This window comes from Pseudomonas sp. SED1 (genome assembly GCF_034044025.1).
Classification (GTDB): domain Bacteria; phylum Pseudomonadota; class Gammaproteobacteria; order Pseudomonadales; family Pseudomonadaceae; genus Aquipseudomonas.
Map to the genome: position 1 here is coordinate 74485 of NZ_JAXCIS010000060.1, position 16210 is coordinate 90694.

The 16210-nt window shown below is 52.4% G+C and carries 15 protein-coding genes; 10 read left to right on the top strand and 5 right to left on the bottom strand.

Annotated features, from left to right (window positions below; all coding sequences use genetic code 11):
- The first annotated feature begins 32 nt into the window (after positions 1-32).
- The 6 genes from SNL23_RS09185 (at position 33) to SNL23_RS09210 (ending at position 5459) form a co-directional block, all read left to right on the top strand.
- Positions 33-797, top strand: a complete 765-nt coding sequence (locus tag SNL23_RS09185; RefSeq protein ID WP_318302083.1) for a COG4705 family protein — start codon at positions 33-35, stop codon at positions 795-797.
- A gap of 16 nt (positions 798-813) precedes the next feature.
- Positions 814-1242, top strand: a complete 429-nt coding sequence (locus SNL23_RS09190) for a hypothetical protein (protein WP_318302084.1) — start codon at positions 814-816, stop codon at positions 1240-1242.
- A gap of 64 nt (positions 1243-1306) precedes the next feature.
- Positions 1307-1972 carry a response regulator transcription factor gene (locus SNL23_RS09195; protein ID WP_318302109.1) on the top strand — a complete coding sequence of 222 codons (666 nt, stop codon included), beginning with the start codon at positions 1307-1309 and terminating at the stop codon, positions 1970-1972.
- A complete protein-coding gene (locus tag SNL23_RS09200) occupies positions 1948-3297 on the top strand; it encodes an ATP-binding protein (RefSeq protein WP_318302086.1) in 1350 nt (449 codons plus the stop codon). The genes SNL23_RS09195 and SNL23_RS09200 overlap by 25 nt, the downstream gene beginning before the upstream one ends.
- A gap of 786 nt (positions 3298-4083) precedes the next feature.
- Positions 4084-4269, top strand: a complete 186-nt coding sequence (locus tag SNL23_RS09205) for a DUF3606 domain-containing protein (RefSeq protein ID WP_318302087.1) — start codon at positions 4084-4086, stop codon at positions 4267-4269.
- 698 nt (positions 4270-4967) lie between these two features.
- Positions 4968-5459 carry a GNAT family N-acetyltransferase gene (locus SNL23_RS09210; protein ID WP_318302088.1) on the top strand — a complete coding sequence of 164 codons (492 nt, stop codon included), beginning with the start codon at positions 4968-4970 and terminating at the stop codon, positions 5457-5459.
- Positions 5460-6157: 698 nt separating this feature from the next.
- Here SNL23_RS09210 and SNL23_RS31480 read toward each other — a convergent pair.
- The gene (locus SNL23_RS31480; protein WP_412104187.1) at positions 6158-6358 is read right to left on the bottom strand and encodes an ECs_2282 family putative zinc-binding protein; all 201 of its coding nucleotides are present in this window, start codon (positions 6356-6358) and stop codon (positions 6158-6160) included.
- A gap of 438 nt (positions 6359-6796) precedes the next feature.
- Here SNL23_RS31480 and SNL23_RS09215 point away from each other — a divergent pair, with 438 nt between their 5' ends.
- The gene (locus tag SNL23_RS09215) at positions 6797-7018 is read left to right on the top strand and encodes a hypothetical protein (protein ID WP_318302089.1); all 222 of its coding nucleotides are present in this window, start codon (positions 6797-6799) and stop codon (positions 7016-7018) included.
- A gap of 806 nt (positions 7019-7824) precedes the next feature.
- Complete coding sequence (locus tag SNL23_RS09220) at positions 7825-8895, top strand: beta family protein (protein ID WP_318302090.1); 1071 nt, start codon at positions 7825-7827, stop codon at positions 8893-8895.
- Here the strand turns inward: SNL23_RS09220 and SNL23_RS09225 are convergent.
- Positions 8892-9437: a sce7726 family protein gene (locus tag SNL23_RS09225; protein WP_318302091.1), complete on the bottom strand. Its 546-nt coding sequence runs from the start codon at positions 9435-9437 to the stop codon at positions 8892-8894. The two genes, SNL23_RS09220 and SNL23_RS09225, sit on opposite strands and share 4 nt — an antisense overlap.
- 385 nt (positions 9438-9822) lie before the next feature.
- Here SNL23_RS09225 and SNL23_RS09230 point away from each other — a divergent pair, with 385 nt between their 5' ends.
- Positions 9823-10005, top strand: a complete 183-nt coding sequence (locus SNL23_RS09230; RefSeq protein ID WP_318302092.1) for a hypothetical protein — start codon at positions 9823-9825, stop codon at positions 10003-10005.
- A 451-nt stretch (positions 10006-10456) separates the two neighbouring features.
- Positions 10457-10783 carry a hypothetical protein gene (locus SNL23_RS09235; protein ID WP_318302093.1) on the top strand — a complete coding sequence of 109 codons (327 nt, stop codon included), beginning with the start codon at positions 10457-10459 and terminating at the stop codon, positions 10781-10783.
- A gap of 112 nt (positions 10784-10895) precedes the next feature.
- Here SNL23_RS09235 and SNL23_RS09240 read toward each other — a convergent pair whose 3' ends face one another.
- The 3 genes from SNL23_RS09240 to SNL23_RS09250 all read right to left on the bottom strand — a co-directional run bounded on the left by SNL23_RS09240 (position 10896) and on the right by SNL23_RS09250 (position 16028).
- Complete coding sequence (locus tag SNL23_RS09240) at positions 10896-11774, bottom strand: nucleotide-binding protein (protein WP_318302094.1); 879 nt, start codon at positions 11772-11774, stop codon at positions 10896-10898.
- A gap of 907 nt (positions 11775-12681) precedes the next feature.
- Positions 12682-13989 (bottom strand): AAA family ATPase, encoded by a 1308-nt coding sequence (locus tag SNL23_RS09245; RefSeq protein ID WP_318302095.1) that lies wholly within the window; start codon positions 13987-13989, stop codon positions 12682-12684.
- Positions 13990-14804: 815 nt separating this feature from the next.
- Entirely contained in the window at positions 14805-16028 is a 1224-nt protein-coding gene (locus SNL23_RS09250) for a hypothetical protein (protein ID WP_318302096.1), read from the bottom strand.
- Positions 16029-16210 lie beyond the last annotated feature (182 nt).

Below are 16210 nucleotides of genomic sequence, written 5' to 3' on the forward strand. Positions count from 1 at the left end.
AACCACCGCGCGGTCAAGGAGAGGTAATCCCGATGAATGCCACAGCAGCCCGTTGGCTGAACAAAGTACCCGAGGTGACGCTGTCATTCTGGGTGATCAAGATACTGTCCACCACCGTGGGGGAAACCGGCGCGGATTACCTCGCCGTGGATGCCGGCTTCGGCGCCGGCCCCACCAGCCTCGGCATGGCCGCGCTACTGGGGCTCGCGCTGTTCGGCCAACTGCGCACCAAGGCCTACACGCCGTGGATCTACTGGCTGACCGTGGTGCTGGTGAGCATCGTCGGCACACAGATCACCGATATCCTCACCGATAAACTCGACGTCAGCCTGTATGTCAGCACGGCAATTTTCTCGGTGCTGCTCGCGCTCAACTTCATGCTCTGGTACCGCACCGAGCGCAGCCTGTCGATCCGCGACATTGTCACCCCACGGCGCGAATGGTTCTACTGGACCACAGTGCTCTGCACCTTCGCCCTGGGCACTGCCGCCGGCGACCTGGCCACCGAGGCACTGGGCCTGGGTTTCACCCTCGGCGCGGTGATTTTTGCCGGCCTGATCGGCGCTGCCCTGCTGGCCTGGCGCCTGGGCGTCAACAGCGTGCTGACCTTTTGGGTCGCCTACATCCTCACTCGCCCCTTCGGTGCTTCGCTGGGCGACCTGCTCACCCAGGCCAAGACTTATGGCGGCCTGGGCATGGGAGCCAGTTGGACCAGCGCGCTGTTCCTGTTCGTTATCGTTCTGCTGGTGGCCGTGGCGCAATTCAGCGTCGGCAACCGCAAACCCCTTACTCATTGAACCGAAGGACATCACCATGCTTAACCTCAGAAACATGATCCGCCACGTCGCGATTATTTCCGCCATCGGCCTGCTGAGCATCGCCACTGGCTGCTCGAAACCTGCCGATAAACCCAAGGACGCAGCCATTGCCGGCTCAAACAGCAGCCAGCGCCAGGCCTCGAAACTAGGGGACCTGTCGGCCTTCCGCAACATTGCCGTGGACGTGTCGGCCCTGGTCTCCAAGCACGACCTGGCCGGCGCCAAAGCCCGCATCAAGGACCTGGAAAGCAGCTGGGACAGCGCCGAAGCCGGGATCAAACCGCGTGCTGCCAGCGACTGGCACGTGCTGGATAAAGCCATCGACCGCGCGCTCTCGGCATTGCGTGACACCAGCCCGAACCAGGCCGACTGCCAGGCCGCGATGGACGATCTTCTCAAAGCCTTCGATTCGATGAAAGGCTGACAACATGCTTCACTACACACGCGGCGACTTCCTCGCCGCGTTTGCGTTGGCGCTGGAGAGCAAGATGCGGATTCTACTAGTCGAAGACGACCCCATGATTGGCGACGCCATCCAGCGCGCGCTCAGCGATGCGAGCTATGCCGCCGACTGGGTCAAAAACGGCCTTACGGGCCTGGCCGCCCTCGACACCCATCCCTACGACCTGGTGCTGCTGGACCTGGGCCTGCCCGGCAAGGACGGCCTCGACGTGCTGAACTGCATCCGCGCGCGCAACAACCCCGTGCCCCTGCTGATCATCACCGCCCGCGACAACCTCGATGACCGCCTGCGCGGCCTGGACGGCGGCGCCGACGATTACCTGCTCAAACCCTTCGACATCGCGGAACTGCTGGCACGCATTCGCGCCGTGCTGCGCCGCAAGGGTGGAGCCGCACAGTCGGTGCTGGGCAATGGCGTGGTGACCCTGGACCTGTTGAGCAAACACGCGAGCACCGACGAACAGCGCGAGGTGGCTTTGTCCAGCCGCGAATTTGCCCTCCTGCAAGCGTTGCTGATCCGCCCGGGGGCGATCCTTTCGCGCAGTGAGTTGGAAGACCGCCTGTATGGCTGGGGCAATGAAGTGGAGAGCAACGCCATCGAGTTCCTGATTCACGCCTTGCGGCGCAAGTTGGGCACCCACGTGATCAAGAATGTCAGGGGCATGGGATGGATGGTTTCAAAAAGCGTTTGAGTGAGTCGGTGCAACTGCGGCTGTCGGTGACCCTGTGCCTGGCGATCCTGCTGGTGGCGTTGGCGGCCAGCGTGTTTGCGTTTGTCTCGGCGTTTGAAGAAACTCACGAACAACAGGACGCCACCTTGCGCCAGGTGGCGATGCTGTTCGACCGCCAGCAGATGACCATGCAATACCCACAAGGCCCGGCGCTGGCCGGCGACGACGAAGAAACCAGGGTGATCATCCAACGCCTGAGCGACAGCCCGCACGCCACGGGCACCACCGATGAAGCCCTGCCCCTGCCCTTTCCCCCCGGCCTGGCCGATGGCTTGTCCACGGTTGAGATGGTCGGTGAAGCCTTTCGCGTGCTGGTGCACACCACCGCCGGTGGCGAGCGCATCGCCGTGGCCCAGGAGTCCGACGCCCGCGACAAGGACGCCCGTGAAGCGGCCTGGCGTAGCTTGTTGCCGTTCCTGATTCTGTTCCCCGTTCTGTTGCTGGTAGTTGGCGACCTGGTGCGCAAGCTGTTTCGCCCGATTGGGGTGCTAGCTGCCGAGATCGACCAACGCGCCGAGCAAGAATTGCACCCCATTGAGGAGCAGCACCTGCCGACCGAAGTGCGCCCGTTTGTAGTGGCGATCAATCGCCTGCTGGCGCGCGTCGCGCAGTCCATGGACAGCCAGCGGCGCTTTGTCGCCGATGCCGCCCATGAGCTGCGCTCGCCCATGACGGCCTTGGCGTTGCAGGCCGACCGGCTGGCCGCCACCGAGATGTCGCCCATGAGCCTCGAGCGTTTTGTGCCGCTGTCCCGGGGCATCGCACGTGGGCGCCAGCTGATTGACCAACTGCTGAGTCTGGCGGCAGCACAATCAACCTCGGAACGGGTGCACACCTGCCTGTCGGTGCATGCCGTGTATCGCCAAGTCCTTGAAGACCTGCTGCCGCTGGCCGAACGCAAGCAGCTCGATATAGGCGTGGACGGCGCTCAGGACGTGCAAGTGATGTTCAACGCGATGGACCTGTTCACCCTGGTGAAAAACCTGGTGGACAACGCCATTCGCTATACCCCGGAGGGCGGGCGCATAGACCTCTCAGTGACCCAGACTCCAGGCGCCGTACTGCTGCACATCAAGGACTCCGGCCCCGGCATTGCCACAGAGGAACAGGCGCGGGTGTTCGACCCCTTCTACCGCAGCCTGGGCACTGAGGAGGCCGGCTCCGGGCTGGGCCTGTCGATCGTCAAAGCGATTGCCGAGCGCAACGGCGCACGGGTGCAGTTGTCGCTCAGCGATACACAAGCGCAGCGTGGCCTGTGCGTGACGGTTTGGCTGCAAGCGCTGTAAGCACCTACGCCGAACCAAGACAACCACCACCTTTTTTGACTTTTTTTGCCAACATCCGCCCTAGAGTGGCCTTACCAGCCCTATAGACGCCCGACAATGAAACCTTCTAATGCCACGGACAACGCGCTCCTCAACCAAGCCTTAAAAAAGGCCCCCACACCAGGTTCAAGTGTAGGGGCCGTTTGAACGTAAGCTGCGTTATTGGAGGAGGGTTACGTATGCGTTTATGACGTTGAGGGCGCTTTGGTGTGTTTCCCCGACTTACGCCCACAAGCACGTTTCAAAATTGCCATAGTCTGACGGCGCGCTTGGGATCAAAAGAGGTACCTCTCGATGATCAGCGCGATGAATACGATCCATGCCACCGCCAACAAACTAGTAACAGCAATCCATTGCTCGCCCATGACTTCGATTCCATTTATGCGCATCTGGTTGTTGGAGAATAGCTAGCTTCCAAATTAGGTGTCTGTAGGAAATCGACCATGGGACCTAGGATCATCAGTTACGTCGCCATTCATGCAACAGGAAATGATCGCCGGAATAGTGGGCGATCACTTCCAAAATCCGTAACGTCTCAATGTCGGCTTAAGGTGCTGACAATTTCAGCTTCCACCACTATGTGCCGATTCCCAAGCTATGATCTGTCTGTACGATCAACTTCCCTGATCGCTAGGATCAAAGACGACCGATCAAGAGCTTCTAAAAAACGCTTAGAAAACCTCAGCGATCCTCTTCTGCACATACTACCCTGACAGAGCACTCGTGAATTCTGACAAGGAAAGTCCAATGAAAAAGCAAAAATCTGTGGCTAACACCGACGCACTCATAATCAACATAAACGACGGTTTCGAACTCAGCTTTTGGGCCGTGAAGTTCGGGGTAACTAAAGATGAGATCAGGGCTGCCGTCCGCCAAGCGGGGAATTCACTGACGGCGGTAAAGCGCTATCTCGCTCTCTCCCAGCACGCCTGACCATCCAAGACTACGATCGGTAGACGTAAATGCGACGCTAAACAGACTCCAGTTGCACATCATCAATGCCAGTCACTAGCCCTCTGAGGATGCTGCGTGACCAAGCTACAGACGGCACTGCAGCAAACTCAGCGTTATGAGCCAAGCGTGGCCTATCACGCTTAGTAACAGCGGCAAGCTGTGGCGTCCAAGATGTTCTGGATATCGAGAGAAAACTTGCTCGCTACGTCGCTCTCATCGACTCCAGGCCGATCCGATGTCAACATTTGTCAACATCGCGCCAGGCCCCACACTCGATCCAATGTCAGGTTTTGTAAGGTTCTGGTGCGCGCTCGATGACAGGTTTTGACAGGTTCCTGCGCCGCTCCGATGTCAAGTTTTGACAAGTCGTGTCGGAGGGCCAGCGGCAGGTTCATACCCTGAAAAAACGTTAAGTTTTGTTAAGTCACTGGCGCTGACCAAACGGCAGAAATCGGCCAGAAGCGTTCAAAAACAATCATCCAACAATGTCATCAGCTTCGGAGTGCTTAGCTGCACTCTAGGGCGTATATGCCATGACCCGCGTTGAAGTCGTAGCGTATTCGTTAAAAAGCGACCGCTTGCGCGGCGGTCGCTGTATGGCGCGTTTTTATTCAATCTGTGTCTAACCTTCTGCTCTTGATCACCCTAGCATTGGCCGCTCCGCCCAGGCGCATACGATGAAAGAGATCCCCGGAAACTTCGATTTTTCAGGCTTGACGGTCCGTCGGCTAGGGCCAGATGACCGTGAGATCATTTGTGTGCACCGTGAAACGATGTTCCTTGAGGCAGGAGGAGCCCCATCTAAGTTGCGGGTGATGACTGAGCACTTCCGGCCCTGGTTGCACCAGCGTCTATTCGATGGCCGCTACTACGGTTTTGCGCTGATGGACACAGGTCAGCCTGTGGCGGCGATAGGTATGATGAATATCGACTGGCCACCTCATCCGTCCCATCCGACCTTAGACCAACGCGGCTATGTGCTAAACGTATTCGTCGAACCCACATACCGGCGCCGGGGCTTGGCTTCAACCCTGATGAAGTTGGCTGAAGCCGAGTTTGCCCAACGCGGAATGAGTTTTGCCGTATTACACGCGACCAAGACCGGCAAACCGGTATATGAAGGACTGGGCTGGGCGGCTACCTCTGAGATGGCGAAAACCATTTCGTGATTTGACTGCCTGTCTCAGGAGCCTGGTTGACGCTTTCAGCCGTTGATGAAAGGCTGCTTCGGGTTGAAACCTGCCAGTATCCACCCAGGTATCCACGTATTGACGCTGATCCAAGATGGATACCCGGGCGGTGACCAGGCACGGTGACCACTATCAGTGACCAATTGGTGCTGGTCACTGCCACAAGACGCAAAAATTGCGAAACAACCCCATGTAAGGCTGGTGCCCAGTTTCGCGCTGGCGCGTGTTGCGCAGTGTTTCGCGCACACTCATCGCGCACCTGGCTTGCGCGAAGCTGTGCCCTGGCAAGATTCACGCACCCTTCACGCAGCATATTCACGCACTGGGCCGCGTGATGCCCTGGCGGCCCGCAGACGCTCAAGCCTCAGCAACGGCCTCTGGACTGCGCAAACTGCGCACAGGAATTACGCAGCTCAGTACGCACGATTGGTACGCATTTGGGGGCCTACCGGCAGCGAGTTCGCACGGAGGTTCGCACTTCAGGTTCGCAACCGCCAAGGCGCGAACCAGGCCGGCCGCCTGTTATCAATAGTTATGGTTGCCAGGCGATGGTTTCCACTGTGGTTTCCAGGGTTTTGCAGTGGTTTCCACTGGCAACCTGGCCAGATGCGAAAAAACTCATTAAGGCGCGGCGTTGTAGGCCAAGCGGTCCCCTTTGAGAAAGCTGCTCCTAACCTTTACAGCTTGAAGTTCTTCAGCGATTTCTTTATCACTGCCTCCGCTAGGGATCTGGCTTGATCATCAATCTCCTTGCGAGAGATAGCCCTTCCACACTTTTCGCATTTAGCTCCGACGAAATCGTCTAGAGAGCGAATAGGTTTCGAGCTTTCAAAATTTGTCGAACCACATCTGCATTTCACCTGAGGGGCTGAGCTCATACCGCATCCTTCCGCTTGAAAGTGATTGTCCACGCGGCAACTGTAGTTCGGGTTCTGAGTTTGCGAGTTGGCGCCCCAATACAAATTGAGTGCGCTTGCTGAGAAGGCGCTACATGAATAGCAGGCGCTAGAAATTTAGTGTCTAAAACAGACAGGTTCCAGCGTGTAGAAAACGACACTCTGTGTAGGAATCAACACGGCTGCGAGCGCGCAAAGGTGATGGGTTATGCCTATGCCCTGGCGCCGGCTATTACTTTGACCACGCTTTGACGGAATGTAAGACAGGCGTGAGACGGAATCCAAGCAGGGTGGGCGTCTGAGGCTTGCTCCATGCGGGGGCCGTCAAAGAACCGGCCTTTGCCGTCTCATACCCCTGACAGACCCCAGACAGTTTTCCAGGCACCGGTGCTACGCTTCCTCGAAACACGGAGAGCCACCATGACGGACACCAAACTGATCGCTAACCTGTTCGACCGCCTCAATCAAAACCAGCTCGCTCTGGGCGCCGCGGTGGAGGAGCTTTCCAACTGGGTTGAGCAGCGCGGATCGGCAGACATTGCGAACAACGTGCGCGGCGCTCTCGAAACGCTCGATGAGAACCTGGTGTTCATTCGCCAGGGCATTGCTGAGCTGACCGTCGCCGGCAGTCTGGGCCAGTAGTGACGCTGGTTAGGATTCTGGACAGGCTCTGGACGGCTGGAGGGGCCGCAGTTCTTCCGGCCCGGCCCGCAGTCCAAAGCCAGCAAGGGCTGATGGAAGATCGGGCATGCGGCCGGCTAGCTACCTCGTCCAGAAACAGGGGCGAGCCGCGACATTCACTGACGTGAAATCCTTGACCATCCTTGACGGAGCCTTGACGAAATTCTTGACAGGTCTTGACGGATTTATCTGGTGCCACCAGCAGTTGGATCGCTGAAAGCCACGTAGGACAAAGCTTTGCAGGCATTCGCGCAGATTGGCCAGCGCTAGCCTCGTCAAAAATTCTAGAGGTGCCCGTCAGGGTAATTGCTCGATCAATATCAAGGCCCTGTTGGCGGGATGGGGTGGTGAAACACCGGGCCACACAAATCCTTAGTGCCCCAGGCAATACTAGACAGGCCCTAGACGGATTTTCGCCGATGGGTCTCGTCTGAATTTCCCCCAGCGCAAGCAATACGCTGCCCCTCAGCGTAAAAGGCTGCGTGCTGGCGACTGATGCTCGTCAAACATTTACCAGAGGGGACGACTAGTTGACTCTGGACCAGAAACTATTCGCCTTGCCACCTCGCCAAACTGCCGGTTGCAAAACCCAGCCAGACTGGCTTTTTGCCACCCATGGGCTAGCATCAATACTTGCCACGCAGGGCGTAACGATAAAATAAGTTATTCAAAAAAATAAACACCTCTCAGCATCCATTGGGGCACGCTGGAATTTTAATTACTGCCCCAACAGTCCAATTTTCCTAATAAAATGCAAGGAGCGCGACATGCAATACGTAGCATGCTTAAGGGTAGGGCAAAACGATATAAAAGCTCTCATCAATCTGGAGCCTGAAAGGAGAGATGTATTTACTCCTCTCTTGGATATGAGAGGAGATGACGACCGACACTTACAGACATTTTTGGCAAACTGGACTGATCACCCATTTTTCCTAGATGTATCTAGAGTAAGAAAAGATGTCGGCGAGAACTTCATTGGAGGCAACGACCTTCACAACGCTAGTGATGCCTTTGAAAATAAGCAGCAGTTTTTTCTAAACGCCCAACAAACAAATAACCATATAATCCCAGTAATATCATGGACCGACGATGATCCGCAAAGAGACGTTATTCAGCTGGCTCTTTCTGCAGAGCGAAACTTCAACCAAATTGCAATTCGAGTCTTCTGCCCCGAAAAACCGACCTCTGCATCTTGGGCCAGACTTTTATCAATCCTAGACTCTCTAAATCTGCCTAACTTCGCACATGTGATACTGGATTTCGGGGCAACCTCACCAGCAAGTACGGCTGCAGGCTCCGAATTCAACCATTCATTGAAACAGCTTAATGATTACAACTTACAAAGTGTAGTACTGCTTAGCACTTCATTCCCTATCGACAAGCCAGCGTCTAATACCTCTCGATCTTCTGCTTGTTATGACGTCGCTTGGCAGTCAAACATTGACCGCAACGGTATAAATCCTAGCCCCACCTACGGCGACTACGCGGCAACCAACCCGACCGCACCTATGGAGTACATTCCGGGGATGCCAGTGCTACCATTCGGCTGTTATTACACTCCAACAGAATGGTGGCAAAGACGGAAAGGAGGAAATAAAGAATTTGCAAACTATATCGAAATAGCGCAAGAGGTTAGAAACTTACCAGGTTATCATGGTGATGATTTCTGTTGGGCCACTCGTGAGTACTCCCGAATTGTCGCAACATCTACTGGATACGGCAACAATGGAACATGGAACGGTTATAGAATCAATCAGCATATCTGTGCAATGATTTTATCTATAACTGACGACGCTAATGAAGAATTTGACGAATTAGATTTTGACGATCTTGTCTAAGAGTATCGACTCTTAAGAGTTCGCAAAACGCAAGCTCTAATATCTGCCAGAGTAAGTGCGTCGCTAACTTTATGGCGCACATCCTTAATCAGGTCCTTCCCGCGGACATTGATACCGAAGCTCTTAGCCAGAGAGTCGAGCTCGTCCCGCCATAAAAAACCAGTCAAATGGAATTTATCCTGCGATCTATTCGACTTGGCACTTCTTACCATCGCCATCCCTGAATAATCGTCTACCACCAGTATTCCTACAGTGGGGATAGAGACTTCTAGCGCCTTAATTAAGTGTTTCGAATGACAGCAAAGCCATACCTCATCAAAACAAGCTAAATAAGCTTCTTGCTGACCTCCCCACCTACTCAAAGTATCCGCGTGAGACTTTATCTCAAATGCGCTCAACTTCCCGTTGGCATGAACGAGATCAGCCCGCCGAGCCTTATCAATAAAGCAAAGCTCTTCAATGAAGACATCCTGAGCATCATGGGGCATCACTCTCGTGATCCACTGCTTAAGGAGAGGTCGTATTTCGGTTGGATTTAGCATGGAGCGATTATAGCCTTCGATTTTGAAGTCTTCACAGTAGATCTGAAGGGTGCTCGACGAGAGGATGTCGGCCCCCTCCAAGCCGAGGAGCTATAGCATCACCAAATCTTATCGCGCCTCAGCAGGAGCCAAACCCTAGCATCGAGGAAGTCTGGTCCGGTAATACTCATCTGGTCGGGATAATACGTAAAATGAACGCACCCGAATGACCACTCCCCTGATCCGGGGTGGTGCTGGCGCGGGGGAATGGCAAGAACACCTCAGTGTGGTGGAAGTGCCACGCGGCGCCAGCACCATCGCCGCAAAATGTGGCGATGGCTCCTCAAAAGTGAGGAACGAGATAATCGGGCCACTTATGGACTGATCTATCAAAGGAGTGGTGGTGATGACCACACCTTTGCACTGGAGCGAGTTTGTCACGATGGCGTTACCGTTCGTCGGGGATAGAGCGACGAACCAAGACGGCTTTTTCAGCCAGCGTGAAACGGGCCAAAAACACCCCAGCAGAGAGCGCCGTGTATCCCCAGGTGTATCCCTTAAAAATACCAACAAACAAATAATAAACTAAAACAATAGCTTACGTGACCAGTTCAAATGTCTGTGTACCACCAAGTACTAAAAACGGCTTACCGAAAGGTAGGCCGTTTTTTTATGCCTGAAGAAAAGTGCACTGCCAAACCACACGGAGGTGACGCATGACACTCCCGCAACCGGCATCCAAACCGACCGCCTGTCACTGCTGGCCGCCCACCCTTCCCACGCTGGCTTCCTGCAAACGTACCTGCTGCAAAATCGCGATTTCGTCCAGCCGTGGGAGCCATCGCGCACCAAAACACGTGCTCTTGATGCCGTGGGCGCACAACAAGTAAGCGGTTTCTTCGTCGCATTGACTCCGGATCAGTGTAACAACCTAATGGCAGGATTCTTCAGGATTTACACCAACGATAGTTCATTACCCCTCGCGAGAGACAATGTTCAACTTCTCGCCCCCTAAGCTTTGGCCCTTCGTTGGAGAAGTAATGCGCAAAAACCTCGGAGTAAAGTACGGGCAATTCACTGCTAACAATGAGATTCCATCCTTCAGAAAAGTAGGCATTGCAAGCAAGCTTCAGCTTGAACTTCCAAGGCGTAAACTCTTAGAGCTAGTCTCAATATCTAAGCTAAAAATTACTAATCCTCAAGGCATAGATATCATCAACATTATTGAAACTTACAAAGCACCACTCGATCGAATGCGACCCGAGACTCAGCTAATAGAGAAAGTCAACGCCATTACAAAATCACTAAGATTTCAACTAAATAATACTATACGCAGCATTCAGATCATTGCACCCCAGTTGTGGTGATCAGATTTTTTCGCTCACGTAATATACAAATTTTCATTACCCCCGAGAATCATGTATTACAAACAGACAGCACTTCGAAACATGATAATGCCTCACTTAACATCCAATCACCTCAGAAAGGAATATCGTCATCAAAACTATCAAAATTGGGCGTAGCTCCGGGAATAACTCTAGGCTTATTTGGCTTTTCTTTAACCTTCTCAAAAAAACCCGGCAAATCAATTTCACTACCAAGAAGAAAATCCATGCCATTATCAGTTATATAATACGAAAAATAATCTTCTTCTTGGTAGTGATTTCTTTCAACTGTCTTACTAACCAGCCCCATCCTTTCCAGTTTTATTGCTGACAACTGTAGTTCCGGAAAACTATGCGCACTCACCCCATTAGATATATCATTGAGGGACACCCCCACTGGGTTTACTGTTTGACTACTTAGGCATCCCAACAAGAAATATTTTCCGCAACTATCAACTTTATAGTTTGGAGGATTGGCGTGAATTACTCGCTCTGCACCAACCTCGACCCTGGCAAGCAAACCTTTTGAGTTGATTTCATTTTTAATTAAGTAGCATGCCCTGTTGGTAGCAGACTCCATATCCAGATCACTTCTGTTCGGATCGTAATCCGCTGCAGTTAATCCTAGTAGATCACTAGGCAAACGCATCTCTACACCTCTAGGCTTGAGGATAAAACAGCGTTCTTTCCCAATCGCCCCAATAAACAAACCTAGCTCAAAGAGAACATTGTCTCGAACTACATAATCCTCTCGCTCCCGAATTATCGCCACGTCATCTGGAGTGAACACAAATAATGCAAAATCGACAACTGAAGCTTTCCGTACAAGATCCTCTAAGGGATTAGAAGATAGCTTAAACGTCCCCCCACTCCACAGAGTTGATTCAGACTCAAAGTCTAAATTGCTATTTACCGCTTGAGCAATATTTAACCCTTCCGCAGACGAAGCTATGAACAGCCTTGGCTTTTGCATATGACTCCTAAGTTACTATTTGGTGCTCTCAAAAAAAGGCGCCGAGCATCGAAATCAGGTACTAGGCTTTACTAAATCAGGCCCTTTCGCTTCATTGCCAGTAGGTCGGAATAACTAATCTCCAATTTTTGTTTAACAAAGCAACGCGCGACCGCAGCGTAAGGCTCTTTACTCCGACACTCCTCCATCAAAGCGTTCAACGCAATATTTTGCGCGGATACGTTGTTGTCTTCTGAAGCGATAACAAAGTCTTTGTACCGCCTAACTAATTTGGCTCCTTTAGTAGCACGCTGCGCCTCCAACGATCGGCGGTCAAGCCCGCATATATCGATCGTCGCAACCCCCCTTGGCGTTACACCAAGAATCTGCCCGGTATATGCATCGAATTGGAAATGGCGCTCCGGGTTCATCTTGAAGGGATTGATAAGTAGAGCTTTTTCGGCAGACAGTCTTTCGCCACGTCTCGACCTCACACCCATCACCGGAAACTGATTCCTCTTCCAAGTAGAATTGCACCGATTGCAGCTCAGAAGGTAATTGCTCCATTTGTACGCTAACCACCAGTATCCTTCGGTTTTGGGTCCTGCATTGCTCCTTCCCGGAGGTTGGCCGCCATAGTCATCACGGTTTTTGGCAGGACTAAGGGGTTGGCAATACGACTTGGGGCGGAAATGCTCCACATCTCCAGGGCTGCCGGAAACGGTAGGCGTTTCGCAATACGCACACTTACCGTTGTACTGCGGAAGTATAAAGTGATGTTTGTAATTGCCCCAGTGATTCGGAAAGTCCAACTCTTTGAATATTGGTACCGTGTTGGGTGTGACGCGCGCTAGAAGAGCCTTAACAGCCGGCTTACTCAGATTAACCAGGCAAGCGGGCTCGTTCGGGTGTCGCCCCTTCAAGCCAATCATTTCGGTTTACTCAGTTTTTTGAGGCGCTTGCTAACCGCTTCTGCTACCAACTTTTTTTCTTGTTTTGGAGTAATAGACTCGACGCGTGAACGCTGTCGCATGTCCAAATCTGCTTGAGCTGTGTTGTCGAGCTGAGATGGTAGAAAGGATTTGATGCGTTGACGAACCTTAGGCTCAAGCTCCCTTAGAAGTTGCTGGTCACCATCTTGGAAGGCCTTGCGATAGCGCTTCAACAGATTTTCACTAACGCTATCCAAAGTAGAGGCTAAACCGAACCACTCTCCGAGAAGAAGCTCGTTGGCACCGCGACCATCCGGCGATGGCAAAGCATCAGGAATCAATTCAGCGACCGCGTTATGCAACCTAGTCGCGAAAAGCTCACCAGGAAGCGTATTTACTATTGCCAATGGAGAATGTGTGGTAGCTATAAATTGAATATTCGGCAAAAGGCGCCGCAGCGTCGGAACCAGTGTTCTCTGCCATCTTGGATGTAAGTGTTCGTCCATCTCGTCGAGCAAAACGATACCCGCCAACTTCTGCGGGGAGTTCCAGCGACCAGCTTTAACGCAGTTGCCCATCAGATCCAAAAGCCAACTACCCGTGCCTCTATAGCCATCCCCCAACGCGTGAAATGGCATACCGCCCCACGGTCCGTGAATAACGACTTGTTCAGCAGTAATGTCCAGATTGTGATTCGGATTGAGTCCCCATAGCTTCCAGAGATAGCCTTTCATCTCTTTCAAAGGATCAACCGATCCTTTTTTGCTCTGTGCTGCCATCAAAGCAAAATCCCGCAATATGGACTCCGGCTCCAACACTCCAGCCCTGTCATTGAACAGCGTCATCAAGGAGTTTCGTAGGGCATATTGACTATGCATACGCCCGCCGATACCTCGATTAGAGCCATAACCGCAGACAAATATGTCATTCCACTTGAAAGCGGGGTCGCTGACATCTTTACTTATGCTGACCCCACCGTGCTCATCCATTTTAAGCTCAGTGGTGATAGTAATTCGTTTGGAATCTACGCCACGTAGCGTGATTATGATTTTGCTTGACTGAGCATAGACTCCTCTCTTATTCATCCGGATGAATTTACCGGGCAGCAGCGCCAAAAGCTCGCTGGAGGTGACCTCATCACCCAGTCCGAGCGCAATTGCGCGCAATATCGTGGTTTTTCCGTGTCCGTTATCACCTATCAAGATGGTCCATTGCCGGTGCTTCTTGCCAGCCTCGAATGACAACGAAAAATCTTTGAAGCCCCTGATATTGCTGAACTGAATACTGGAAAGGTATAGGGCCACGAGAGCTCCTTAGAGGCGATGCGGTTCGCCAAAGTCGAAATTCTGCATAGCGTAGTTGACTAGCAAAATATATGTAACTGGTAAGCGTGCATCATTTCTTCTGGGTAGGACGGGAGGCGCGTGACTACCGATCATAACGGGGGACAATGGCATCAAAACCTCACCTTGGACGTGGGCTCTTTCTGGCGCAAGCACGTCCGTGAGTGGCTACTATTGGCTTTAATGGTCTTGAGTGCGCCGATCTGTCCATCGGGCAGCGCGCCCTGTTTTGATCCAGCAGTACGACCTAAAACGTTACACCCTTCATCATTGCTACACCTCATACCTTACAAAAAACCAATCCGTGTAACGCAATATTTACATAATAAAATCAATAGGTTGATCAATATCGCTACACCTGTAACACCATTTACACCCTATTTTCTACATGCCTGCCCCAGACCCCATCAGCAATGAGTTCCTCCAGCGAAGAACTTCCTGCAGGAGCAGGAGCCCCTGAGCAAAAGAGAAGGATACGGGGTAGGAAAGCCGCCGGATCATGTTAGCGGAAGCGCACCCAGCTTAATGAACAGGTGAACCTGATGAAATCCAGTTCACCTGTTCATATGCCCTGCCCTTTAGCCATCTGCGAGTACCGTTACCAATACGGTAACGATGCCCTTTTTTCTTCAAGATCCTTTCAATTTCAACATTGAAATTTCAGTAAGCTGGTGTGATTGCGGCTGCCACGATCCCGCGGGTTCATGCCCCGTGTACTCAAGAATCCCTTAGGGTGCCCCGCCGACATTTCAGGCTCATGCCAGGCAAAAGCACTGCTAGGATCCTAAATCGAATGCCAAGAGCGAGATGATGACCTTCCTCTCGCTATCCTGCGGCAACGAAAAAATGTAACGGTCGCTAGTCTCGTCAAGATTCACAGGACCACTCTCATATCGCGGATGGTCCTTTACTAAAATTCGCATTTTTTCGACGACCGCAGTAAAACCCACGTTACGATTGAACATCACAATGGCAGCCTTGGTATCTCGCCACGTCAGATAGCTCAGCAACTGATCAATAGTTGCTAAAAATCGTTTGTCTCCCCCCCAAATCTTGAATTCCGCAACGAACAAGTTTCCGCCTTCATGACGTATCAGCACGTCTGTTTTGCCCTGATAGTTGAACGCTTCTCCAGAGGCGGTTCCAAAGTGAGCATTGAGAGGAACCAAAAATAGATCCCGCAAAGCTTCTTCGTCGAGCTTTCTGGTACGCGATGAGCTCTGTTCGATGCTGTGACCTGCCCCTCTAACAAGACCAAGAATCATCTCGTACTGTTTAAGATCGAGAGTCGGGTCTAAGGCCCGAGCGGGCGTCATTGGAGGTAATTTGGGTATGACCTTCTGCTTGACCGCCGGAGGAATATAACTGCGAGCATCACCTGGCTTTTCCTTCAGGCGAATTCCCATACCTGACAGCTTTGAGGCAGTGTCCTTCTGCTCAAGTAGCTTGGTTCGTCGCGATTCGATCTCAGCCAAGACAGCACTAGATAATTGCTGTTTAAATCCGGCCCATTGCCGTCGGTGAGCCTCTAAATACTTCTCTATTGCTGCGAGGCGAGAATCCAGCTCAAACTTTACAGCCTCGGGGGAGAGAGTGCGGTCAGCAACGGTAAAGGTCAGTAGCTGCGAACGCACCACAGCTTGAGGCGGAGACATGTCATATGGGTTCGGACGAAGCTTGAATACATCAGCCTCTCCCTCAAAGGGCACTTCAAAATCGTAAGCCTCTCCGGGAACACTCCTCATCTCTCGATCCCAATTAAAGTAAACCTGCACCTCTCGCTCGTGATGAGTCGCGACGATCCCCTCATGGATGAGAACTGGAATCTCAACGTCGTATTTATCGATGAAGAAACTCGCTAGCGCATCAGGGTCTGTTTCTAAAATTCGCTTTTCAGGAAGCTTACTGATCTCAACGCAAGCGCCGTTGATTTGGCCAGTCATCGCATTTGAGGCACTATTTCCACTGAACAAATAATCCCCAACATCCCTGTAGCTCATAACGCCCAGCCTCTGCAGTCAATTTGACGTCAACGCTAATCGCGTTGGGTTCAACAAGCAACGGTTGAGGAGCGCGTCGATTACCACAGAACTGCTGGCCGTGTATGCCCACGTGTATGCCTTACCAAAACAAAATATAAATTACTCATTAAATACTGGATGTTATAGATCCAGTTCAAGTG